Source organism: Pseudomonas sp. B21-028 (genome assembly GCF_024749045.1).
In the GTDB taxonomy this organism is placed as follows: Bacteria; Pseudomonadota; Gammaproteobacteria; order Pseudomonadales; family Pseudomonadaceae; genus Aquipseudomonas.
Genome location: NZ_CP087184.1, coordinates 4,098,846 through 4,121,383, shown reverse-complemented (window position 1 = coordinate 4,121,383; position 22,538 = coordinate 4,098,846). Strand labels below are relative to the sequence as shown.

18 protein-coding genes and 1 pseudogene are annotated in these 22,538 nt (G+C 63.5%); 7 read left to right on the top strand and 12 right to left on the bottom strand.

The genetic code is table 11. The annotated features are described in order from the left end of the window. Nucleotides 1–157 precede the first annotated feature (157 nt). Both LOY35_RS17320 and LOY35_RS17315 read right to left on the bottom strand, forming a co-directional pair. Entirely contained in the window at nt 158–3,256 is a 3,099-nt protein-coding gene (locus LOY35_RS17320) for an efflux RND transporter permease subunit (RefSeq protein WP_258625110.1), read from the bottom strand. Nucleotides 3,257–3,270: 14 nt separating this feature from the next. Beyond that, complete coding sequence (locus LOY35_RS17315) at nt 3,271–4,428, bottom strand: efflux RND transporter periplasmic adaptor subunit (protein WP_258625107.1); 1,158 nt, start codon at nt 4,426–4,428, stop codon at nt 3,271–3,273. A gap of 267 nt (nt 4,429–4,695) precedes the next feature. Here LOY35_RS17315 and LOY35_RS17310 point away from each other — a divergent pair, with 267 nt between their 5' ends. Together LOY35_RS17310 and LOY35_RS17305 are read left to right on the top strand one after the other, a co-directional pair. Continuing rightward, complete coding sequence (locus LOY35_RS17310) at nt 4,696–5,397, top strand: response regulator transcription factor (protein WP_024777367.1); 702 nt, start codon at nt 4,696–4,698, stop codon at nt 5,395–5,397. Nucleotides 5,398–5,401: 4 nt separating this feature from the next. Next, a complete protein-coding gene (locus tag LOY35_RS17305) occupies nt 5,402–6,706 on the top strand; it encodes an ATP-binding protein (protein WP_258625105.1) in 1,305 nt (434 codons plus the stop codon). Nucleotides 6,707–6,787: 81 nt separating this feature from the next. Here LOY35_RS17305 and LOY35_RS17300 read toward each other — a convergent pair. Further along, a pseudogene (locus tag LOY35_RS17300) lies at nt 6,788–7,416 on the bottom strand (DUF1345 domain-containing protein). 4 nt (nt 7,417–7,420) lie between these two features. Continuing rightward, nucleotides 7,421–8,050 carry a bifunctional nicotinamidase/pyrazinamidase gene (pncA, locus tag LOY35_RS17295; protein ID WP_258625103.1) on the bottom strand — a complete coding sequence of 210 codons (630 nt, stop codon included), beginning with the start codon at nt 8,048–8,050 and terminating at the stop codon, nt 7,421–7,423. Between the two features lie 255 nt (nt 8,051–8,305). On the opposite strand from pncA, the gene LOY35_RS17290 reads away from it, so the two are divergent. Together LOY35_RS17290 and LOY35_RS17285 are read left to right on the top strand one after the other, a co-directional pair. Then, on the top strand, nt 8,306–10,384 hold the full coding sequence (locus LOY35_RS17290) for a bifunctional diguanylate cyclase/phosphodiesterase (protein ID WP_258625101.1): 2,079 nt from the start codon (nt 8,306–8,308) through the stop codon (nt 10,382–10,384). An 868-nt stretch (nt 10,385–11,252) separates the two neighbouring features. Beyond that, nucleotides 11,253–11,561 carry an RcnB family protein gene (locus LOY35_RS17285; protein ID WP_258625100.1) on the top strand — a complete coding sequence of 103 codons (309 nt, stop codon included), beginning with the start codon at nt 11,253–11,255 and terminating at the stop codon, nt 11,559–11,561. A 4-nt stretch (nt 11,562–11,565) separates the two neighbouring features. On the opposite strand, the gene LOY35_RS17280 is transcribed toward LOY35_RS17285, so the two are convergent. Both LOY35_RS17280 and LOY35_RS17275 read right to left on the bottom strand, forming a co-directional pair. Then, nucleotides 11,566–11,889, bottom strand: a complete 324-nt coding sequence (locus tag LOY35_RS17280; protein WP_258625099.1) for a protealysin inhibitor emfourin — start codon at nt 11,887–11,889, stop codon at nt 11,566–11,568. Continuing rightward, nucleotides 11,889–12,950 carry a M4 family metallopeptidase gene (locus tag LOY35_RS17275; RefSeq protein ID WP_258625098.1) on the bottom strand — a complete coding sequence of 354 codons (1,062 nt, stop codon included), beginning with the start codon at nt 12,948–12,950 and terminating at the stop codon, nt 11,889–11,891. The genes LOY35_RS17280 and LOY35_RS17275 overlap by 1 nt, the downstream gene beginning before the upstream one ends. A 178-nt stretch (nt 12,951–13,128) precedes the next feature. On the opposite strand from LOY35_RS17275, the gene LOY35_RS17270 reads away from it, so the two are divergent. Further along, the gene (locus LOY35_RS17270) at nt 13,129–13,470 is read left to right on the top strand and encodes an FKBP-type peptidyl-prolyl cis-trans isomerase (RefSeq protein ID WP_258625096.1); all 342 of its coding nucleotides are present in this window, start codon (nt 13,129–13,131) and stop codon (nt 13,468–13,470) included. A gap of 16 nt (nt 13,471–13,486) precedes the next feature. On the opposite strand, the gene LOY35_RS17265 is transcribed toward LOY35_RS17270, so the two are convergent. Continuing rightward, nucleotides 13,487–14,608 (bottom strand): cytochrome P450, encoded by a 1,122-nt coding sequence (locus tag LOY35_RS17265; protein WP_258625094.1) that lies wholly within the window; start codon nt 14,606–14,608, stop codon nt 13,487–13,489. Between the two features lie 82 nt (nt 14,609–14,690). On the opposite strand from LOY35_RS17265, the gene LOY35_RS17260 reads away from it, so the two are divergent. Further along, nucleotides 14,691–15,446 carry a helix-turn-helix transcriptional regulator gene (locus LOY35_RS17260; RefSeq protein WP_258625092.1) on the top strand — a complete coding sequence of 252 codons (756 nt, stop codon included), beginning with the start codon at nt 14,691–14,693 and terminating at the stop codon, nt 15,444–15,446. A gap of 105 nt (nt 15,447–15,551) precedes the next feature. Here the strand turns inward: LOY35_RS17260 and LOY35_RS17255 are convergent, their stop codons facing one another. The 5 genes from LOY35_RS17255 to LOY35_RS17235 all read right to left on the bottom strand — a co-directional run bounded on the left by LOY35_RS17255 (nt 15,552) and on the right by LOY35_RS17235 (nt 21,839). After that, complete coding sequence (locus tag LOY35_RS17255; protein WP_258625090.1) at nt 15,552–16,571, bottom strand: branched-chain amino acid aminotransferase; 1,020 nt, start codon at nt 16,569–16,571, stop codon at nt 15,552–15,554. Between the two features lie 303 nt (nt 16,572–16,874). Next, complete coding sequence (lpdA, locus tag LOY35_RS17250) at nt 16,875–18,260, bottom strand: dihydrolipoyl dehydrogenase (RefSeq protein WP_258625088.1); 1,386 nt, start codon at nt 18,258–18,260, stop codon at nt 16,875–16,877. Between the two features lie 14 nt (nt 18,261–18,274). After that, on the bottom strand, nt 18,275–19,543 hold the full coding sequence (locus LOY35_RS17245; protein WP_258625085.1) for a dihydrolipoamide acetyltransferase family protein: 1,269 nt from the start codon (nt 19,541–19,543) through the stop codon (nt 18,275–18,277). Continuing rightward, nucleotides 19,544–20,602: an alpha-ketoacid dehydrogenase subunit beta gene (locus tag LOY35_RS17240; protein ID WP_258625082.1), complete on the bottom strand. Its 1,059-nt coding sequence runs from the start codon at nt 20,600–20,602 to the stop codon at nt 19,544–19,546. A 1-nt stretch (nt 20,603) separates the two neighbouring features. Next, nucleotides 20,604–21,839 (bottom strand): 3-methyl-2-oxobutanoate dehydrogenase (2-methylpropanoyl-transferring) subunit alpha, encoded by a 1,236-nt coding sequence (locus LOY35_RS17235; protein WP_258625079.1) that lies wholly within the window; start codon nt 21,837–21,839, stop codon nt 20,604–20,606. Nucleotides 21,840–22,030: 191 nt separating this feature from the next. Between LOY35_RS17235 and bkdR the strand changes: the two genes are divergently transcribed. After that, entirely contained in the window at nt 22,031–22,519 is a 489-nt protein-coding gene (bkdR, locus tag LOY35_RS17230) for a Bkd operon transcriptional regulator BkdR (RefSeq protein WP_003202929.1), read from the top strand. Nucleotides 22,520–22,538: the final 19 nt, after the last annotated feature.

The window sequence follows — 22,538 nt, the reverse complement described above, 5'->3', positions numbered from 1 at the left end:
AGGCATTAAGTAACCCAGACCTCATCCGACTGCGACCCTGCCATGGATGCCACATGGACCTATACAGAGGGTTAGCGAACCCGCTCGCGATACGGTGCATCAGCCAACATCAATCGCCTGGCCTGACGCATTTGCGAGCAAACTTTCCCCCACCGATTCAGCGTTGTCTGCCGGCCCTGCGTACGAGTTTCATCACTCCCACGAAAAACACCGGCACAAACACCACCGCCAACGTCGCGCTGATCATCCCGCCAATCACTCCGGTCCCGATGGCCTGCTGGCTCGCCGAACTGGCCCCGGTGGCGATTGCCAGGGGCACCACGCCGAGGATGAATGCCAGGGAGGTCATGATGATCGGCCGCAGGCGCAGGCGTGCGGCCTGGAGGGTGGCGTCGACCAGGTCATGGCCTTCGTCGTACAGGCTTTTGGCGAACTCGATGATCAGGATCGCGTTCTTGGCCGACAGGCCGATGATGGTCACCAGGCCGACCTTGAAGAACACATCGTTGGGCATGCCGCGCAACGACACCGCCAGCACCGCGCCGAGTACCCCCAGCGGTACCACCAGCAGCACCGAGGCGGGAATCGACCAGCTCTCGTACAGCGCCGCCAGGCACAGGAACACCACCAGCAGCGACAGGCCCAGCAAGATCGGCGCCTGGCTGCCGGACAGGCGTTCCTGCAACGACAGCCCGGTCCATTCCTGGCCCAGGCCCGCCGGACCCTGGGCCACCAGCCGTTCAATTTCCGCCATGGCCTGGCCAGTGCTGTAGCCCGGTGCCGGTTCGCCGGAAATGCTGATGGCCGGGTAGCCGTTGTAGCGGGTCAGTTGCGTCGGGCCCTGGGTCCACTTGGCCTGGACGAAGGCCGACAACGGCACCATTTTCCCGGCATCGTTGCGCACATGGATCTTCAGCAGATCGGCCACCTGGCTGCGCTGGTCGCCTTCGGCCTGGACCACCACCCGCTGCATGCGCCCCTGGTTGGGGAAATCATTGATGTAACTAGAACCCACGGCGGTCGCCAGCACGTTGCCGACATCGGCGAAAGACACCCCCAGGGCATTGGCCTGCTTGCGGTCGACTTCCAGTTGCACTTGCGGCGCTTCGGCCAGGGCGCTCTCGCGCACGTTGATCAGCAGCGGGCTCTTTTCGGCGGCGGCGAGCAATGCGTCGCGGGCTTGCATCAGCGTGGCATGGCCGAGGCCGCCGCGATCCTGCAGGCGGAACTCGAAGCCGCTGGACGTCCCCAGGCCATCCACCGGTGGCGGCAGCACGGCGAAGGCCATGGCGTCCTTGATCCCGCCGAAGGCCTGGTTGGCCCGCTCGGCAATGGCGCTGGCCGAGTCGTCGCTACCACGGTCCGACCAGTCCTTGAGGGTGGTGAACGCCAGCGCCGCGTTCTGCCCGCTACCGGAGAAACTGAAACCCAGGATCACCGTACTGTCACCCACTCCCGGTTCGCCGGCGTTATGGGCTTCGATCTGCTCGACCACCTGCACCGTGCGGTTCTTGCTCGCGCCGGGCGGCAGTTGGATGTCGGTGATGGTGTAGCCCTGGTCTTCCACCGGCAGGAACGAGGAGGGCAGGCGACTGAACAGCAGGCCCATGCCCACCAGCAGCAAACCGTAGATCAGCAGATAACGCCCGGTGCGCTTCAGCGCGTAGGCCACCCAGCCCTGATAGCGATCGCCCAACTGGTCGAAGCGCCGATTGAACCAGCCGAAGAATCCACCCTTGGCGTGGTGCTCGCCCTGGGCGATCGGTTTCAGCAGGGTCGCACAGAGGGCTGGAGTCAATGTCAGGGCCAGGAACGCCGAGAACAGGATCGATGTGGCCATGGACAGCGAGAACTGCCGATAGATGACCCCCACCGAACCCTGCATGAACGCCATCGGAATGAACACCGCCACCAACACCAGGGTGATGCCGATGATAGCCCCGGTGATCTGGCGCATCGCCTTGCGCGTGGCGTCCTTGGGCGACAGCCCTTCGCTGGCCATGATCCGTTCGACGTTTTCCACCACGACGATGGCGTCGTCCACCAGGATACCGATGGCGAGCACCATGCCGAACATGGTCAGCACGTTGATGGAGAAGCCCAGGGCCAGCATGATGGCGAACGTGCCCATCAGCGCCACCGGCACCACCAGCGTCGGGATCAGGGTGTAGCGGATGTTCTGCAGGAACAGGAACATCACGGCGAACACCAGCAGCATGGCCTCGCCCAGGGTGTAGATCACCTTGGTGATGGAGACTTTGACGAATGGCGAGGTGTCGTAGGGGATTTTGTATTCCACGCCGGCCGGGAAGTAGCGCGCCAGTTCGTCCATTTTCGCCCGCACCAGGGTCGCTGTGCTCAGGGCATTGGCCCCTGGCGACAGTTGCACGCCGACGGCCGTGGAGGGCTTGCCGTTGAGGCGCGTGGAGAACTGATACTCCTGGCTGCCGACTTCCACCCGCGCCACATCGCCGATGCGCACGGTGGAGCCGTCGGGATTGGCCTTGAGCACGATGTCGGCGAATTCTTCCGGCGTCGACAACTGGCCCTTGACCAGGATGGTCGCGGTGATTTCCTGGGTGCCGCGGCTCGGCAAGTCGCCAATGCTACCCGCTGAAACCTGGGCGTTCTGCGCCAGGACGGCGGCGTTGACGTCGGCCGGAGTCAGATTGAAGCCGAGCAGTTTCTGCGGGTCGATCCAGATCCGCATCGCCCGTTCCGCCCCGTACAACTGCGCCTTGCCGACGCCGTCCAGGCGCTTGATCTCGTTCATCACGTTGCGCGCCAGGTAGTCGCTGAGAGCGACGTCGTCGAGCTTGCCGTCATTGGACGTGAGGGTGATCAGCAGCAGGAAACCGGCCGAGACCTTGTCCACCTGCAAGCCTTGCTGGGTGACCGCCTGGGGCAGGCGCGACTCCACCGCCTTGAGGCGGTTCTGCACGTCGACCTGAGCCAGTTCCGGGTTGGTGCCAGGCTTGAACGTCGCGGTGATGGTGGCGCTGCCCAGGCTGCTCTGGGAACCGAAGTACAACAGGTTGTCGGCACCGTTGAGTTCCTCCTCGATCAGGCTGACGACGCTCTGGTCCACGGTTTGCGCCGAGGCGCCGGGGTATACCGCGTAGATTTCGATCTGTGGCGGCGCGACGTCCGGGTACTGCGCCACCGGCAAGTGCGGGATCGCCAGCACACCGGCCAGCAGGATGAACAACGCGACCACCCAGGCGAACACCGGACGGTCGATAAAGAACTGCGGCATGGGAAACGTCCTGCTTACTGACCAGGTGCCTGGGCAACTGGAAGAGGGGAGTTGTCGATCCGGACTTTTTCACCGGGGCGGGCATGTTGCAGGCCTTCGACGACGATGCGGTCGCCCGGCTTCAGGCCGTGGGTGACGATCCAGCGGTTGTCCTGCACGCCGCCCAGTTCCACCGGTTGCAGGCTGACTTGCAGCTCGGCGTCGACCAGCAGCACCTGGGCTGTGCCTGCGCTGTCACGCTGGATGGCCCGTTGCGGCACGCTGATGCCCTGGCGGTCGACGGCCTGCTCCAGGCGCACGCGCACGAAGCTGCCGGGCAGCAGGTCGAGGTCGGGGTTGGGAAACTCGCTGCGCAGGGTGATCTGGCCGGTGCCAGGGTCGACGCTGATGTCGGTGAAGAGCAATTTACCCGGTAGCGGATAGAGGCTGCCGTCGTCCTGGATCAACGTGGCCTTGGCCTGGTCCTGGCCGACCTGCTGCAACTGGCCGGAGCGCAAGGCCCGGCGCAACTCGTTGAGTTCGCGGGTCGATTGCGTGAGGTCGGCGTGGATCGGGTTCAACTGCTGGATAAGGGCCAGCGGCGTGGTTTCGTTCTGACCTACCAGCGCGCCTTCGGTGACCAGCGCCCGGCCGATGCGTCCGGCAATCGGCGCGGTGACCGTGGCATAACCCAGGTTCAACCGGGCCCGTTCGACGGCTGCCTTGTTGGCGGCGACGTCAGCGGCGGTCTGGCGTGCGGCGGCGCGGGCGTTGTCGTAGTCCTGGGCGCTGATGGCGTTGTCCTCGATCAACCGGGCATAGCGCTGCGCCTGCAAGCGCGCCTGGAACGCATTGGCCTCGGCCTTGCGCAGCGCCGCTTCGGCGCTGTCCAGGTCAGCCTTGAACGGCGCCGGGTCGATGCGAAACAACACATCGCCTTTCTTCACATCGCTGCCTTCGCGGTAGACCCGTTGCAACACCACGCCGGGCACCCGTGCGCGGACTTCGGCGATGCGCGGCGCGGCGATACGCCCGCTCAACTCGCTGCTGATGGACAGCGGCCGGGCTTCGACGGTTTCGATGGCAACGGTGGGGCGCGGCGCTTCGTCCGTGGGCGGCGAGGCCTTGTCGCAGGCGCTCAACGACAGTACCCCGAGCAACAGGCCCAGGGTGGCGAAAGAGTTCTTTGGCATGGTGCTTCCCCAATGATGAACATCGCCATGCTACGGAGAGCGGTTGGGGACAGCGGTAAAGCTTTGTAGGGGGTATGTGAAATTGTGTAAGGGGTTTGCTCGCGGGTGGGTGAGGACGTATATCCTTGGCAGCTTGAGATTTTCTGCGCCTGGCCGGGCCTCATCGCGAGCAGGCTCGCTCCCACAAGGGGCACGCGGACTCCTGTGGGAGCGAGCCTGCTCGCGATGAGGCCCTGCCAGGCGCCACAGCACTTTCTGGAAACGCCCATGCCCAACATCCTCCTGGTGGAAGACGACACCGCCCTCAGCGAACTGATCGCCAGTTACCTGGAACGCAACGGCTATCAAGTCAGCGTGCTCAGCCGGGGTGATCATGTGCGCGAGCGGGCGCGGGTCGATCCGCCGGACCTGGTGATCCTCGACCTGATGCTGCCGGGGCTGGACGGCTTGCAGGTGTGCCGTTTGCTGCGGGCCGATTCGGCGACGTTACCGATCCTGATGCTGACCGCCCGGGACGACAGTCACGACCAGGTGCTGGGCCTGGAGATGGGCGCCGACGACTACGTCACCAAGCCGTGCGAGCCGCGGGTGTTGCTGGCGCGGGTGCGCACCTTGTTGCGGCGCAGCAGCCTCAGCGAGCCACAGACCGCCAACGACCGCATCCTCATGGGTAACCTGTGCATCGACTTGTCCGAGCGCACCGTGACCTGGCGCGGGCAAGCGGTGGAACTGTCCAGCGGCGAATACAACCTGCTGGTGGTGCTGGCCCGTCATTCCGGCGAAGTGCTGAGCCGCGACCAGATCTTGCAACGCTTGCGCGGCATCGAATTCAACGGCACCGACCGCTCGGTGGACGTGGCGATTTCCAAGCTGCGCCGCAAGTTCGACGACAACGCCGGCGAAGCACGCAAGATCAAGACCGTGTGGGGCAAGGGGTATCTGTTCAGCCGCTCCGAGTGGGAGTGCTGAGTCGATGTGGAAGCTGTTGATCCGCCTTTACCTGGTCACGATCGTGTCCTACAGCGCAGCGATCTACCTGATGCCGGAATTGGTGATCCGTCTGTTCCATGAGCGGTTCATGAGCTACAACCTCGACTATTCCCGTGGCCTGCAAACACTGCTGAGCAAGCAGTTCCATGCCGTGCCGAGTGAGCAATGGCCGGCGCTGGCGGCGCAGATGGACAAGGAGTTCGAACCGCTGCGCATCGAGCTGGCCGCCATCGATGACGCGGACTTCAGTGCCGATGAACAAGCCCGTCTCAAGCGTGGTGAAAACGTGGTGCGGCTCGGCGACTGGGCCTGGCGAACTTTGGCCGTGGCGCCGCTGGACGGGCGCACGGCGGTCAAGATGGTCGTTCCTCCGGATCCGGCCGACGTCAATTGGTTGTACTGGAGTATCAACGTATTGATCGGCGCGACGATGCTGGCGTGCCTGTTGTTGTGGCTGCGGCCGCACTGGCGCGACCTGGAACGCCTCAGGGGCACCGCCGAGCGCTTCGGCAAGGGCCATTTGAGCGAGCGCACGCACATCGCCTCCAGCTCGAACATCGGTAGCCTGGCCCATGTATTCGACACCATGGCCAGCGACATCGAGAACCTGCTCAACCAGCAACGGGACCTGCTCAACGCGGTCTCCCACGAACTGCGTACCCCTTTGACCCGGCTCGACTTCGGCCTGGCCCTGGCGCTGTCCGATGACTTGCCGCCGGCCAGCCGCGAGCGGCTGCAAGGGTTGGTGGCGCACATTCGCGAACTGGACGAGCTGGTGCTGGAATTGCTCTCCTACAGCCGGTTGCAGAATCCCGAGCGTTTGCCGGAGCGTGTCGAAGTGCCGCTGGACGAATTCATCGACAGCATCCTGGGTAGTGTCGATGAGGATCTGGCGGCGCCGGACGTGGTGATTGACGTGCTCTTGCACGGAGCGCTGGAGCGTTTTGTACTGGACCCGCGGCTGACAGCCAGGGCACTGCAGAACCTGTTGCGCAATGCCATGCGGTATTGCGAGAAGCGGATCCAGGTCGGCGTGCGGGTGGGCGACGAGGGCTGTGAGATCTGGGTCGACGACGACGGCATCGGCATTCCCGACGGTGAGCGCGAGCGGGTGTTCGAGCCCTTCTATCGCCTGGACCGCAGTCGTGACCGCGCCACGGGCGGCTTCGGCCTGGGCCTGGCCATCAGCCGCCGCGCCCTGGAGGCCCAGGGCGGCACCTTGACGGCCGAAGTCTCACCGCTGGGCGGCGCCCGCTTCAGGCTATGGCTGCCAACGCCCCAGCCATAACCTACAGTTTCCTGTGGCGAGGGGATTTAGCGAAACGTCGCACCGCCCCGCCGGGCCGCAAAGCGGCCCCCCCACCCCTCATCACCCAAACAACCCCGCCGCAATATTGATCGAGAACCCGAGAATCGCCGTGTTGAACACAAACCCGATCAACGATTGCGCCAGCACGATCTTGCGCAACTGCCGCGTCGCAACGCCGACGTCCGACGTCTGGACCGCCACGCCGATGGTGAACGAGCCCAATAATTGGGCGTGGTCAGCCCTTCGGCAAACCGCAGGGCCGGTTCCTTGCCGTCCCAGGTGTAATACAACCGTGCGTAATGAACGCTGAAGATCACCCCGATCAACAGCCATGAACCGATGACCGTGAGCGCGGTGAAACCGTAGTGCAGCAGCTTGCCTGCGGTTTGCAGGTCGCGACTGCCGGCCAGTTCAAAGGTGATGGTCGCCAGGCTGGCCAGCGCGGCGATGCAGACCATCAACAGCACCAACCCGGCATTTTCGTCTTCGATCTCGGCGATGCGCTTGACGTCGGGGGCCTTGGCTCGCACGGTCAGCCAGAACATCAGCGCCAGGTACGTCCAGACCCCGACATTCCAGCCGATCAGAATTTTGCCGATGACAGAGTCCGCGGGAACCAGGAGTCCCGCCATCAGGCCAAGCGCCGTCGCGCCGGAAAGACGTGGATGGGTTCGGGCGAGGAAGGACATGGGGTCAGGCCGTCATGGCGGTGGATTGAATCAACTCCACGCCTGCTGCCCGCATCCGCCGGATCGCCATTTCCATCGAACCGTCGAGATCGATGCCCCGACAGGCGTCGAGTATCACGACGGCGTTAAACCCCGCGATCCGGGCATCCAGAGCGGTGAACATCACGCAGAAATCCAGGGCCAGCCCCACCACGTAGACCGTGCCGATGCCGCGCTCCTTGAGATAACCCGCCAGGCCGGTGGGCGTCTGGCGGTCGGCCTCCATGAACGCCGAGTAGCTGTCGATGTCCGGGTTGCAGCCCTTGCGGATGATCAATTGGGCGTGGGGCAGGTCCAGTGCCGGGTGCAGCGCCGCGCCCTTGGAGCCCTGGATGCAGTGGTCGGGCCAAAGCGTTTGTTCGCCGTAGGGTAACGGGGTGGTGTCGAAGGGTTGCTTGCCAGGGTGGCTGGACGCAAACGAAGCGTGCCCGACCGGGTGCCAGTCCTGGGCGAGGATGACCTGGTTGAATGAGCGGCCCAACCGGTTGATCAGCGGCACGATCTCGTCGCCTCCCGGCACGGCCAGTGGCCCACCCGGGATGAAGTCGTTTTGTACGTCTATCACCAATAATGCAGTGGCGGTGGCGCGGGTCATTGCTGCGTTCTCCTTGAAGTCGTGTGCAAGCTTAGCCGAACCGGATCGGATCGGATCCAGTATTGTCGCGGACGCTGACGGCTCACGAAGCGGCGACACACCTAATGGCAATCTCCGTACAGGCCAAGGTGTCTTTCGTCGCAAATATTCAAGACTGATGGCTTTTTGATACTTCCCTGCGACACGATTGGGTACAATCCCGACCTCAATCAGGCATGGAGGCAGTTCGGCGTTTCAGCTACGAGAAAACTCCCCATGCTCATCGGCAGTTATTCCCCCGCCCTTGTTTCGATTTCCCTATTGGTAGCGGTACTGGCGTCCTACACCGCGCTGGATCTGGCCGGGCGTATCGTTACCACCCGTGGTCGTGCCGCCCACCTCTGGATGGCCGGTGGTGCGCTGGCGATGGGGGTGGGCATCTGGTCGATGCACTTCATCGGCATGCTGGCATTCACCTTGCCAGTGGAGCTTGGCTACGATGTATCGATCACCGCGCTGTCGTTGTTGATCGCCATCCTTTCCAGCGGTTTTGCCCTGTGGCTGGTCAGTCAGCCACGTTTGCCGGCCTGGCAGTTGGCTTTCGGCGCGTTGATCATGGGCGCCGGCATCAGCGCCATGCATTACACCGGCATGGCGGCTTTGCGGATGCAGCCGGGCATCGACTACGACCCCACGCTGTTCGGTGCTTCACTGGTGATCGCGGTAGCGGCCTCCGCCGCGGCATTGTGGATTGCCTTCCGCCTGCGTCACAACAGCCCCCATGTACGACTGGCCCGTGCCGGTGCCGCCGTGATCATGGGCATCGCCATTGTCGGCATGCATTACACCGGCATGGCCGGGGCACAGTTCAGGGACGGCAGCTTCTGTGGTTCCCTCGACGGCTTGAGCGGCAAAGGCCTGGACAACGTGGTGCTGATCACGACTTTGGCGGTATTGGCCATCGCCCTGTTGACGTCGATTCTCGACGCACGCCTGGAGGCCCGAACCGCGGAACTGGCCCAATCGTTGACCCAGGCGAACCGGGAGCTGACTCAACTGGCCCTGCACGACCCCCTCACCGGATTGCCCAACCGGGTGCTGCTGGCCGACCGAATCGACCAGGCCATGCACCGGGTGCAGGAACAGGGGGGCTGCTTCGCCTTGATGTTCATCGACCTGGACGGCTTCAAACCGGTCAACGATGCCTTCGGCCATCACATGGGGGATTTGCTGTTGCGGGACGTGGCCCTGCGCCTGCGCGAAGACTTGCGCAACCAGGACACCCTGGCGCGGATCGGCGGTGATGAATTCGTGCTGTTGGTGCAACTGGCCGAGCCAGACGACGCGTTGCGGCTGGCGGCGCGCCAGGTCGGCTTGATCGGCCGCACGTTCCGGGTCACTGAGCATGATCTGCAGATTTCCGCCAGCGTCGGTATCGCGCTGTTCCCGGGCAACGGTCTGAGCGCCGAAGAGTTGTTGATGAACGCCGACGCGGCGATGTACCACGCCAAAGGCGCCGGCAAGAACGGCTACAGCTTTTTCGATGCCTCGATGAACAGCAATGCCCGCAAGCAATTGCAGTTGCTGCAAGACCTGCGCATCGCCGTCGAGCAGCGGCAGTTCAGCCTGCATTACCAACCCAAGTTCGACGCCGCCAACGGTCGTCCGGTCGGCGCCGAGGCGCTGCTGCGCTGGCACCATCCGACCCAGGGGCTGTTGATGCCCGACACCTTCATCGACCTGGCGGAAAAGACCGGGCTGATCATTCCCATCGGTGAATGGGTACTGAACGAGGCCTGTCGCCAGATGCGCGAATGGTATGTGCTCGGTTATACCGATTGGCGTATCGCCGTGAACCTCTCGGCCTTGCAGTTCTGCCACATCGGGCTGGTGCAAAGTGTCGCCAAGGCGCTGGAGGTTCATCATCTGTTGCCCAACAACCTGACCCTGGAAATCACTGAAACCACCGCCATGAGCGACGCGGATGCCAGCATGACGGTGCTGCAGCAGCTTTCGGACATGGGTGTGGACCTGTCCATCGACGACTTCGGTACGGGTTATTCAAGCCTGATGTACCTCAAGCGACTGCCGGCCAACGAACTGAAGATCGATCGCGGCTTCGTGCGCGACCTGGAGCACGACAGCGACGACGCCGCTATCGTCTCGGCCATCGTCGCCCTCGGCCAGGCCCTTGGCCTGCGGATCGTCGCCGAAGGGGTGGAGACCGATGTGCAACAGGACTTCCTGACCCAACTGGGCTGCGACTCGCTGCAAGGCTACCTGCTGGGCCATCCGGTGCCGGCTGATCGCTTCCTGCAGAATATCCGCAAGTCGCCACGCTTGGCGGTGGTCTGAAACAGCATCCCCTGTGGGAGCGTGCTTGCTCGCGATAGCGGTGGGTCAGCTGCGGGTGATGTTGGCTGTGCGGCCGCCATCGCGAGCAGGCTCGCTCCCACAGGAAGGAGTCATGGTGTAGGAGATATCGAGTACGCCGCTGGACCTGTGGGAGCCGGGCTTGCCCGCGAAGGCGGCGGTCCATTCAATGTCTTTGTGGCAGATACACCGCTTTCGCGAGCAAGCCCGCTCCCACACTGGATTCGGGTGTACGCAGCCCTTGTGCGCGCCACAGGACCCTGTGGGAGCCGGGCTTGCCCGCGAAGGCGGCGGTCCATTCAACATTTCTGTGACAGATATGCCGCCATCGCGAGCAGGCTCGCTCCCACACTGGATTCGGGTGTACGCAGCCCTTGTGCACGCCACAGGACCCTGTGGGAGCCGGGCTTGCCCGCGAAGGCGGCGGTCCATTCAATGTCTTTGTGGCAGATACACCGCTTTCGCGAGCAAGCCCGCTCCCACCCTGGATTCGGGTGTACGCAGCCCTTGTGCACGCCACAGGATCCTGTGGGAGCCGGGCTTGCCCGCGAAGGCGGCGGTCCATTCAACATTTCTGTGACAGATATGCCGCCATCGCGAGCAGGCTCGCTCCCACACTGGATTCGGGTGTACGCAGCCCTTGTGCGCGCCACAGGACCCTGTGGGAGCCGGGCTTGCCCGCGAAGGCGGCGGTCCATTCAATGTCTTTGTGGCAGATACACCGCTATCGCGAGCAAGCCCGCTCCCACAGGTTTTTTGCATCCGGTTGGAAGCTGGTCACTACAGTAAAAGGAATGATTCGCCGCCGTTGAAGTCGGAGATTCAGTACCCTGATAACTGGAGTCTTTCTATGCGCAAACCAACCCTGATCGCCAGCCTGGCCCTGATCGTCGGCTTCGGAGCCCTTGGGCCTGTTGCACAAGCGGTCGAGAAAACCGGGGATGCCTTGGAGCATTCGCCGAGCAATGGCCGCAGGCTGGTGGAGAACGACCGGGTACCCGCGGATTATCAGCGCGCGGACAGAGCCATGAAAGACTGGAAACAGAAGAAGCTCGAACAGCCGACAAACGACCAGCAATGGGTGCATATCGACGACAAGTACTTGCTGATCGAAACCGTATCCGGCGCGATCGTCAAGATCGTTCCGGCCACGCGTTAGGACTTCAGAGCACTTCCCCCTTGTCCCACAGATGAACCAGCTCGCCAGGTGCCTGGTCCTCGGGCACCTGCAACACCATTTCATCGTCCTGATCGTTGGCGCGATAGCGTACTTCGATCTGGAAGAAGCGTTGATCCCCCCGCCCCGAGGTGGAGGAGGTCAGTGGCAGGCAACCCTCCAGAACCGAACAGATGCGCGTGCGCTGGTCGAGGTCGCATTGGGCGAACTCGATTTCCCGTGGGCGGGTCAAGGCGTGGATTGCTGCCACGCCGCCCTGGCGTGACAGGCGCACCACGGCGTTGTCGTCAAGGTCTGGAAGGGTTTTCATCAGCTCTCCTCGGTCAGGTTGACGCCGACCTGGGCCCAGCCGTCCTGGACCGCGCGTACCTCCCGCTCGCCGAAACGCCGGCGGGCATGCTCGACGGTCAGGTGGGCGAAGGCACTGAAGGTCGCGTCGTTGGCCAGGCTCCTGTCGCACAAGGTTTCATACCAGATACGGCCGGCCTTTTCCCAGGCAAATCCGCCCAGTGCGGTGGCTATCAGATAAAAGGCGCGGTTGGGTATACCGGAGTTGATGTGCACACCGCCGTTGTCCTCGCGGGTGATGACGAACTGGCGCATATGAGCGGGCTGCGGGTCCTTGCCCAGCAGCGGGTCATCATAGGCGGTGCCGGGATTGGCCATGTTGCGCAGGCCGTCGCCGTTGATCTTGTCGGTGAGCAGGTCGGCACCGATCAACCAGTCGGCCTGGTCGGCGGTCTGTTCGAGGACGAACTGCTTGACCAGTACACCGAACACATCCGAGATGGACTCGTTCAAGGCACCGGATTGATTGGCATAGATCAACCCGGCTTCGCTTTCAGTGACGCCGTGGGCCAGCTCGTGGGCCACCACGTCCAGGGAGCGGGTAAAACGCTGGAATATTTCTCCATCGCCGTCGCCAAAGACCATCTGCGCGCCGTTCCAGAAGGCGTTTTCGTAGCCTTCGCCATAATGCACGCTACCCACCAGGGCGAAGCCCTTGTTGTCGATGGAATCGCGACCCAAGACCTTCCAGAAGAAATCATAGGTGGCGCCCAGGGCGTCATAGGCCTCGTCCACGGCCGCGTCGCCGCTGGCCGCCTGGCCCTCGAGACGCACCGGCTGGCCGGGCAGTTCCATGCCGTTCTGAGCATCGTGCACGCTGCGTTGCGGGTGTCCGGCCTTGCCCGGCTTGGGCAGCACCGCGGCGGCGGGAGGGTTGCTGGGCGGCCCGGGGTTGTGCCGCAGGCTGCGCACATGGGTCAGGGTGCCGAGGGCACTGGAGCGTTGTTGTTCGGAGCCGTGGGCGATGATGCGATTGAGAATATAGGGAGGAATGAAGCCGTGGAGCGGGCGAGAGTCGATCATCAGAACATCCTTATCTGAATAGCAGGGTCGATACCCATGTGAACTGATGCGGGGGCCGCGGTTCCCTCCTGTTTACCGGATTCATCCGCAGTCGCACGCTGCACTCACAGGCCGCTGGAGTTGCCAGGCGCACTGATTTCTGCGAAAACCCGCGCCTGGAAATCACACGGGAATGCCCATGAACGAAGAACTGCAAATCATCGACCTGGAACAGGGTGACGGTAAAAGCGTAGTCAAAGGCGCGCTGATTACCACTCAATACCGGGGCACCCTGGAGGATGGTACTGAGTTCGATTCGTCCTACAGTCGCGGCAAGCCCTTCCAGTGCGTAATCGGCACCGGACGCGTCATCAAGGGCTGGGATCTGGGCCTGATGGGCATGAAGGTCGGCGGCAAGCGCAAGCTCCTGGTGCCGGCCCGCCTGGCTTACGGCGAGCGATCCATGGGCGCCCACATCAAGCCCAACGCTAACCTCATCTTTGAAATCGAACTGCTGGAAGTGCTGACCCGGGACGATTGACGGGTGCAAGGGCACGTCAGGATGCTTGCGAGCTGAATATCGGGATGCGTCCGTTGACCGAAGGCCGGTAGCTCCAGGTCAGGCTATCCCATCGTGGTTCGCGTTCAAGTATCAGCGCCAGTGTGGCCTGGGCGATGCCCAGCGCCAGGGTTTGCCCGGGACATTCATGACGCCCGGTTCCGAAGCTGAAGCTGCGACGGTTCGGCCGATCCAGCAAGAAGTCGTCCGGCTGCGGATTGAGCAGAGGGTCACGGTTGGCCGAGGCCAGCAGCACCAGGATCACGTCACCGCTATTCAACGTCGCACCGAGGATTTCGCAGGGGGCGGCGACGAAGCGGCGGGTGTTCTGCACGCAGGGGTCGAAGCGCTGGACTTCGGCCAGCAGCGGGCTGATCTGCTTGGGATCGGCCATGACGGCGTGGCGCAACGCCGGATCGCGGATCAGCGCCAGCAAGGCGTTGCCGATCAAGCCCGCCGTGGCTTCATAGGTCTGCGAGAGCAGGCCGATCAGGTTGGCGATCAGGCTGTCCGGGTCGGCGGCCAAGCCTTGGCAGATGCACGTCAGCAGAGGGCTGTCCGGCGCCTGGATGCGCTTCTGGAATAGCGTTTCCAGTCGCTCGGCGGCCCGATGTGCCGCGTCCAGCTGCGCGGCTTGACTCAAGGGCGACAGGCACGCGACGAAATCTCCCGTCAGTTCACTGATCAGGTGGCTTTGCGTTGGACTGAAACCCAGCAGCGCGGCTATCACACTGGCCGGTCCGATGAATTGCGCCTGGTGCAGGCCTTCGGCATCCTCCGTGATGCCCCGTGCCCTGACCAGTGCTTCCACCTGTTGCGGATCGACGTCCTGCAGTGCCGGTGCAATCACCGATCGGGGGCAGCGCTGGCGCTCGCCTTCGTTCATCCGCATCAGACGCCCGAATACTCTACCGGCAGGGCCATCGGCAATGGCTTTCGGCACGGGTTCGTGGGCCGGACGCACATGGCAATCGGCGTGGCGCAGTACGGCGCACACCGCTTCGGCGCTGCCGGCGATCCATAGCTTCAGGTGCGGATCGAAGGTCAGCCCGCCCTGGGTTCGCAGGCTGGCGTAGTAAGGGTAGGGGGCGTGATGGGTCGCGGCGGTGATCGGGTCCATGCGGCGCTGCCTTGTTCGTGATTGTTAAAGTGTTGCTACTATCTCCAACTGACGCACGGCTTGATTCGTCCGGGAGCGAAATATGAACGCAGAACACTCAGATCTTGGTGTGTCCCAGGTAGCTGCGGCTATTGCCGAACCGGCGCGTACCCGGATGCTCTGTTCGTTGATGGACGGCCATGCCCGCACCAGCACGGAATTGGCGAGCATCGCCGAGGTCAGTGCCTCCACTGCCAGTGCGCACTTGGCGAAGCTCAAGGACCTGGCCCTGGTGCGCCTGCACGTGCAGGGCCGTCATCGCTATTACAGCCTGGCAGACAAGCGTGTCGCCCAGGCGTTGGAAGCGCTGATGGTGATCGGTCAGAAACCTGCGCCGGCTTTTGTGTCGCGTACCCCGGATCGCCTGCAATTCGCCCGCACCTGCTACGACCACATGGCCGGCACCCTCGCGGTGCGGCTGCATGACCGCATGATCGACGCCGGATGGTTGCTGGAGGTGGAAGGGCGGGATTATCGGCTGAGTGAGTCCGGCCAGACGCTGCTCGAGACGCTGGGCATTGACGTCCAGGCCCTGGCAAGTGAACGACGCCGATTCGCCTGCCCCTGCCTGGACTGGAGCATGCGTCGGCCGCATCTGGGCGGGGCCTTGGGGGCGGCGTTGTTGCAATTGGCGATCAAGCGCCAGTGGCTGACTCAGGATCTGGACAGCCGGGCGTTGGCGGTGACGGTCAAGGGGCGTCGGGAAATGGCCGGGCGATTGGGTGTCAGCGCAGAGAGGGATGTTGAACCCACAGGCGCTATCGCGAGCAGGCTCGCTGCCACAGTGGAATTGCGTTGAACGCAAGCCCCATGAACACTGAGAAACCCTGTGGGAGCGAGCCTGCTCGCGATGGCGTCATCAGCAACACCACGCGAGAGGGCAGGCCCCCTCGGTACTACCGGATCAGACCTTGACGATCCAGCCCGCTGGCGCTTCCACGTCGCCGGTCTGCACGCCGGTCAGCTCTTTATAGAGCTTCTGGGTGATCGGACCGACTTCGGTTTCGCTGTGGAACACGTGCAGCTTGTCCTTGTAGCTGATGCCACCGATCGGGGTGATCACCGCGGCGGTACCGCAGGCGCCGGCTTCCTTGAAGTCCGACAGCTTGTCGATGAACACATCACCTTCAACCACTTCCAGGCCCAGGCGGGTCTTGGCCAGCTCGATCAGCGACAGACGGGTGATGCCCGGCAGGACCGACGGGGAGTTGGGCGTGATGAATTTGTTGTCATGGGTGATGCCGAAGAAGTTGGCCGAGCCGACTTCTTCGATTTTCGAATGGGTCAGCGGGTCGAGGTAGATGCAGTCGGCGAAGCTGGCCTTCTTGGCCTGGGAGCCGGGCATCAGGCTGGCGGCGTAGTTGCCACCGACCTTGGCGGCGCCGGTGCCTTGTGGGGCGGCGCGGTCGAAGCTGGAGATCAGGAAGTTGTGCGGGGTCAGGCCACCCTTGAAGTAGGCGCCGACCGGAATGCAGAAGACCGAGAAAATGAACTCGGGTGCTGTGCGCACGCCGATGTTGTCACCCACGCCGATCACGAAGGGACGCAGGTACAGCGCGCCGCCGGTGCCGTAAGGCGGGATGAAGCGCTCGTTGGCGCGAACCACTTGCTTGCAGGCTTCGATGAACTGTTCGGTGTCGACGTGCGGCATCAGCAGGCGTGCGCAGCTGCGCTGCATGCGGGCGGCGTTCTGGTCCGGGCGGAACAGGTTGATCGAGCCGTCCTTGCAACGGTAGGCCTTGAGGCCTTCGAAGCATTGCTGGCCGTAGTGCAGGGCGGTGGAGCCCTCGCTGATGTGCAGCACGTTGTCGTCGGTCAGGGTGCCGGTGTCCCAGGCACCATTGCGCCAGTGCGACAGGTAGCGCTTGTCGGTCTTGATGTAATCAAAGCCCAGTTTGTCCCAATTGATGCTCTCGTTACCCATGACACCCTCTATCTCTTCATAACCGTCGAAACGGTCAAGGCTTCTGACGTTTTTTGGATGGGGACAACAATACTTCATTCCGGGGGGATTTCGCAGCCTGTAACACCCACCCCGTGGAATGAAATTAACCGTGTGACGAGGGGATTTATCCCCGCTGGGCTGCGAAGCAGCCCTAAAACCAGGCGACTCGGTTGTGTCAGGCAGACTGACATGGTTGCTTTAGGGCTGCTTCGCAGCCCAGCGGGCGGTGCGACGTTGCGCTAACCCCCCTCGCCACAAGGTCATTCACCTGCAACTGATCGGTCACACATGCAGCGCATGCCCCAACGCCCGCAACGCTGCTTCCTGCACCGCCTCGCCCAGCGTCGGATGGGCGTGGATGGTGCCGGCGATGTCTTCCAGCCGTGCGCCCATTTCCAGGGACTGGCCAAACGCGGTGGACAGTTCCGAGACACCGACGCCGACTGCTTGCCAGCCGACAATCACATGGTTGTCCCGACGCGCCACCACCCGTACAAAGCCACTCTTCGATTCCAGCGTCATCGCCCGGCCGTTGGCAGCGAACGGGAAGCTGGAAACGATGCAATCCAGGCCGGCTGCCTTGGCCTCGTCCGGCGTCTTGCCCACCACCACCAGCTCCGGGTCGGTGAAACACACCGCCGCGATGGCCGTAGGGTTGAACTCGCGCGCCTTGCCGGCAATCAGCTCGGCGACCATTTCGCCCTGGGCCATGGCCCGGTGGGCAAGCATCGGTTCGCCGCTCAGGTCGCCGATGGCCCAGACGTTGCGCATGCTGGTCTGGCAGCGACTGTCGATTTTCAGCGCCGAGCCGTTCATCGTCAGGTTCAAGGCTTCGAGATTCCAGCCTTGGGTATTGGGTTTACGACCGACCGCCACCAGGACCCGGTCGGTGGCCAGGTCCAGGGTGTCGCCGGCGGGGTCACGCACCTGCAACGTGCTGGCCTGGGCATCGAAGCCCTGGACGCTGTGCTTGAGGTACAACTTCACGCCCAGTTGCTTGAGCGCCTCATGCACCGGTTGGGTCAGTTCGGCGTCGTAGGCCGGGAGGATCCGTTCCTGGGCTTCCACGACGCTGACTTCGGCGCCGAGCTTGCGGTAGGCAATGCCCAGTTCCAGGCCGATGTATCCGCCACCGACCACCACCAGATGCTTGGGCAGCGAGGTCGGGGCGAGGGCTTCGGTGGAAGACACGATGGGCCCACCAATGGGCAACATCGGCAGGTCGACGCTTTTCGAGCCGGTCGCCAGTAGCAGGTGTTCGCACTGGATGCGGCTATCGCCGACCTCGACAGTCTTGCCGTCGATGACCTTGGCCCAGCCGTGAATGACCTGGACCTTGTGCTTTTTCAGCAGTGTCGCCACACCGGTGGTCAGGCGATCGACGATGCCATTTTTCCATTCCACGCTCTTGCCGATGTCCAGCACCGGCGCCGACGCGCTGATGCCCAGGGCCGAGCCCTGGCTGTGATGGTGTGCCTGATGAAACTGCTCGGCCACATGGATCAATGCCTTGGACGGAATGCAGCCGATGTTCAGGCAGGTGCCGCCCAGCGCCTGGCCTTCCACGAGAATGGTCGGGATGCCCAGCTGACCGGCGCGGATCGCCGCCACGTAACCGCCAGGGCCACCGCCAATGATCAGCAGGGTGGTGTTCAAAGTCTGTTGCATGCCTGCTCCTGGTATCAGTCCACAAACAAGGTGGCGGGTTGTTCAAGCAGGCCGCGCAGGGCCTGGATGAATTGCGCAGCGTCCATGCCATCGACCACCCGGTGATCGAAGGAGCTGGAGAGGTTCATCATCTTGCGGATCACCACCTGGCCCTTGATCACCACGGGCCGTTCGACGATTTTGTTCACGCCGACGATCGCCACTTCCGGCAGGTTCAGCACCGGAGTGCTGACGATCCCGCCCAACGCGCCGAGGCTGGTCAGGGTGATGGTCGAGCCGGACAGTTCGTCGCGGCTGGCCTTGCCATTGCGGGCCGCCGTGGCCAGGCGCGAGATTTCCGCCGCGCTGTCCCACAGGCTGCGGGCCTCGGCGTGACGCACCACCGGTACCATCAGGCCAACGTCGCTCTGGGTGGCAACGCCGACATGCACCGCACCGGAGCGGGTGATAACCTGGGCTTCATCGTCATAGCGCGCGTTCATCTGCGGGAAGTCCCGCAAGGCCACGACCAGCGCCCGCACCAGGAACGGCAGCAAGGTCAGCTTGCCACGACTGGCACCGTGCTTTTCATTCAGATGAACCCGCAGCTCTTCGAGAGCGGTGACGTCGATTTCCTCGACGTAGCTGAAATGGGCGGCGCGCTGGGTGGCTTCCTGCATGCGCTGGGCGATCTTGCGCCGCATGCCGATCACCGGGACCTGCTGCTCGTCGTGACGTTCGGCGTAGCCTGAGCCGCCCTTGGCCGGGGTCGAGGGGCCCTGGGCCAGATAGGCTTCCAGGTCTTCGTGCAGCACCCGACCGGCAGGGCCGCTGCCCTGGACCAGACGCAGCTGAATGCCCAGGTCCAGGGCGTGTTTGCGCACCGCCGGCGAGGCCAACGGGCGCTCGTCGGGATCGCGGGCCACCGGCGCCTGGGGTTGCCGCGCCGGGAGTGGCGCGGCGACAGGTTTCTCCGCCGCGGGCTCAGGCGCTTTGGGCGGCGCGGGCTCGGCGGCCGGCGCCGCAGCCGACGGTTGTGCCGATTCCTTCAGGTTGCCGGCACCTTCCACTTCAATGCGGATCAGTTCGCTGCCCACCGCCATGACTTCACCCGGCTCACCGCCCAGGGCGATGACCCGGCCATGCACGGGCGAGGGGATGTCCACCATGGCCTTGTCGGTCATGACGTCGGCCAGGACCTGATCCTCGGTCACCAGGTCACCGACCTTGACGTGCCATGCCGCCAGTTCCACTTCCGCAATGCCTTCGCCGATGTCCGGCATCTTGATAACGTGCGTGCCCATTCAGACCTCCATGACCCGTTTCAACGCCGCGCCCACACGGGACGGCCCTGGGAAATACGCCCACTCCTGCGCGTGCGGGTAGGGGGTATCCCAACCGGTGACACGCTCGATAGGCGCTTCCAGGTGATGGAAGCAATGTTCCTGGACCAGCGACACCAGCTCGGCGCCGAAGCCGCAGGTGCGGGTGGCCTCGTGGACAACCACGCAACGGCCGGTCTTCTTCACCGACTTGACGATGGTGTCCAGGTCCAGCGGCCAGAGGCTGCGCAGGTCGATGACCTCGGCATCGATGCCGGTTTCTTCTGCTGCGGCCTGGGACACGTAGACCGTGGTGCCGTAGGTGAGGATGGTCACGTCCTTGCCTGGACGGGTGATGGCGGCGACATCCAGCGGTACGGTGTAGTAGCCGTCGGGTACCTGGGCCGTCGGGTGTTTCGACCACGGCGTTACCGGGCGGTCGTGGTGGCCGTCGAACGGGCCGTTATACAGGCGCTTGGGTTCGAGGAAGATCACCGGGTCATCGTTCTCGATGGAGGCGATCAGCAGACCCTTGGCGTCATAGGGGTTCGACGGCATCACGGTGCGCAGGCCGCAGACCTGGGTGAACATCGCCTCGATGCTCTGGCTGTGGGTCTGGCCACCGTAGATGCCGCCGCCGCAGGGCATGCGCAGGGTCATTGGCGCGGTGAACTCGCCGGCCGAGCGATAGCGCAGGCGTGCCGCCTCGGAAATGATCTGGTCGGAGGCCGGGTAGACGTAGTCGGCAAACTGGATCTCGGCCACCGGCCTCAATCCGTAGGCGCCCATGCCCACGGCCACGCCGACGATGCCGCTTTCTGAGATCGGCGCGTCGAACACCCGCGAGGTGCCGTATTTGCTCTGCAGGCCTTCGGTGCAGCGGAACACGCCGCCGAAGTAGCCCACGTCCTGGCCGAACACCACGACGTTGTCGTCACGCTCGAGCATCACGTCCATGGCCGAGCGCAGGGCCTGGATCATGGTCATGGTGGTAGTGGTCATGGCGGTATCCAGCGCAATATTGTTGTTGTGATCGTTCATGTCAGACCCCCAACTGCTGACGCTGGCGCTTCAAGTGCTCCGGCATCTCTTTGTAGACGTCTTCGAACATGGTCGCGGCGCTCGGCACCTGTCCGCCGGCGAGGGTGCCGTACTGTTCGGCTTCCTTCTGGGCCGCGATGATCTGGGTTTCCAGCTCGGCGGTGACGGCGGCGTGTTCTTCTTCCGACCATTGGCCGATGCGGATCATGTGTTGCTTGAGACGGACAATCGGGTCGCCCAGCGGGAAATGGCTCCAGTCGTCGGCGGGCCGGTACTTGGACGGATCGTCGGAGGTGGAGTGCGGGCCGGCGCGGTAGGTGACCCATTCGATCAGGGTCGGGCCGAGGTTGCGGCGGGCGCGTTCGGCGGCCCAGCGCGAGGCGGCGTAGACGGCCATGAAGTCGTTGCCATCGACCCGCAGCGAGGCGATGCCGCAACCGACGCCGCGTCCGGCGAAGGTGGTGGCTTCACCGCCGGCGATGGCCTGGAAGGTGGAGATCGCCCACTGGTTGTTGACCACGTTGAGGATCACCGGCGCCCGGTAGACGTGGGCGAAGGTGAGGGCGGTGTGGAAGTCCGACTCGGCGGTGGCGCCGTCACCGATCCAGGATGAAGCGATCTTGGTGTCGCCCTTGATCGCCGAGGCCATGCCCCAACCCACGCCCTGGATGAACTGCGTGGCGAGGTTGCCGGAGATGGTGAAGAAGCCGGCTTCCTTGACCGAATACATGATCGGCAACTGGCGGCCCTTGAGCGGGTCCCGCTCGTTGGACAGCAGTTGGCAGATCATGTCCACCAGCGGCACGTCACGGGCCATCAGGATGCTTTGCTGGCGATAGGTGGGGAAGCACATGTCATCGATGTTCAGCGCCAGGGCCTGGCCGCTGCCGATGGCTTCCTCGCCGAGGCTCTGCATGTAGAACGACATCTTTTTCTGGCGTTGGGCGACCACCATGCGGTTGTCGTAGATCCGCGTCTTGAGCATGGCGCGCATGCCCTTGCGCAGGATGTCGAGGGGCACGTCTTCGGCCCATGGACCGTGGGCATTGCCTTGGTCGTCGAGTACGCGGATCAGGCTCCGGGCCAAGTCGGCGGTATCGGACGGTTCAACATCGATGGAGGGTTTGCGCACCGTGCCCGCATCGCTCAGATGCAGGTAGGAGAAGTCGGTCTTGCAGCCGGGACGGCCCGAAGGTTCTGGGACGTGCAGGCGTAGCGGTTCATACGCTGGGTTCATGGCTTTCTACGCTCGATCTTGTGAATTTCTTGTAGTGGGCGCGCTAGCTGACAAATCTCTTGGATAAGGAGAATTGTCCTACAACAATCATAGGCTCGACGGCGAAGAATATTTTTCTCTGTTGGCTTGCTGTTCTGAGCATTTGCAGATAAAAAATCTGCACAACGATAAAAAACAGGAATATCTGTCTCATGCGCAAACTGGATCGCACCGACATCGGCATTCTGAACAGCCTTCAGGAGAACGCCCGCATCACCAACGCCGATCTCGCCCGTTCGGTCAACCTTTCGCCAACGCCGTGCTTCAACCGGGTACGGGCCATGGAGGAGCTGGGGGTGATCCGCGAGCAGGTCACGCTGCTCGATGCCGACCTGCTGGGGCTGCACGTCAACGTGTTTATCCATGTCAGCCTGGAGAAGCAGGTGGAGGAGGCGCTGCAGCACTTCGAAGAGGCGATCTCCGACCGGCCCGAGGTGATGGAGTGCTACCTGATGGCGGGCGATCCGGATTACCTGATCCGTGTGCTGGTGCCGACGATCCAGTCCCTGGAGCGGTTCATGATGGACTTCCTGACCAAGGTCCCGGGCGTGGCGAATATCCGTTCCAGCTTCGCGCTCAAGCAGGTGCGCTACAAGACGGCGTTGCCGCTGCCGGCGAATGGGTTGACGTTGGGTACCTGAACCTCAACGGATAGCCGCA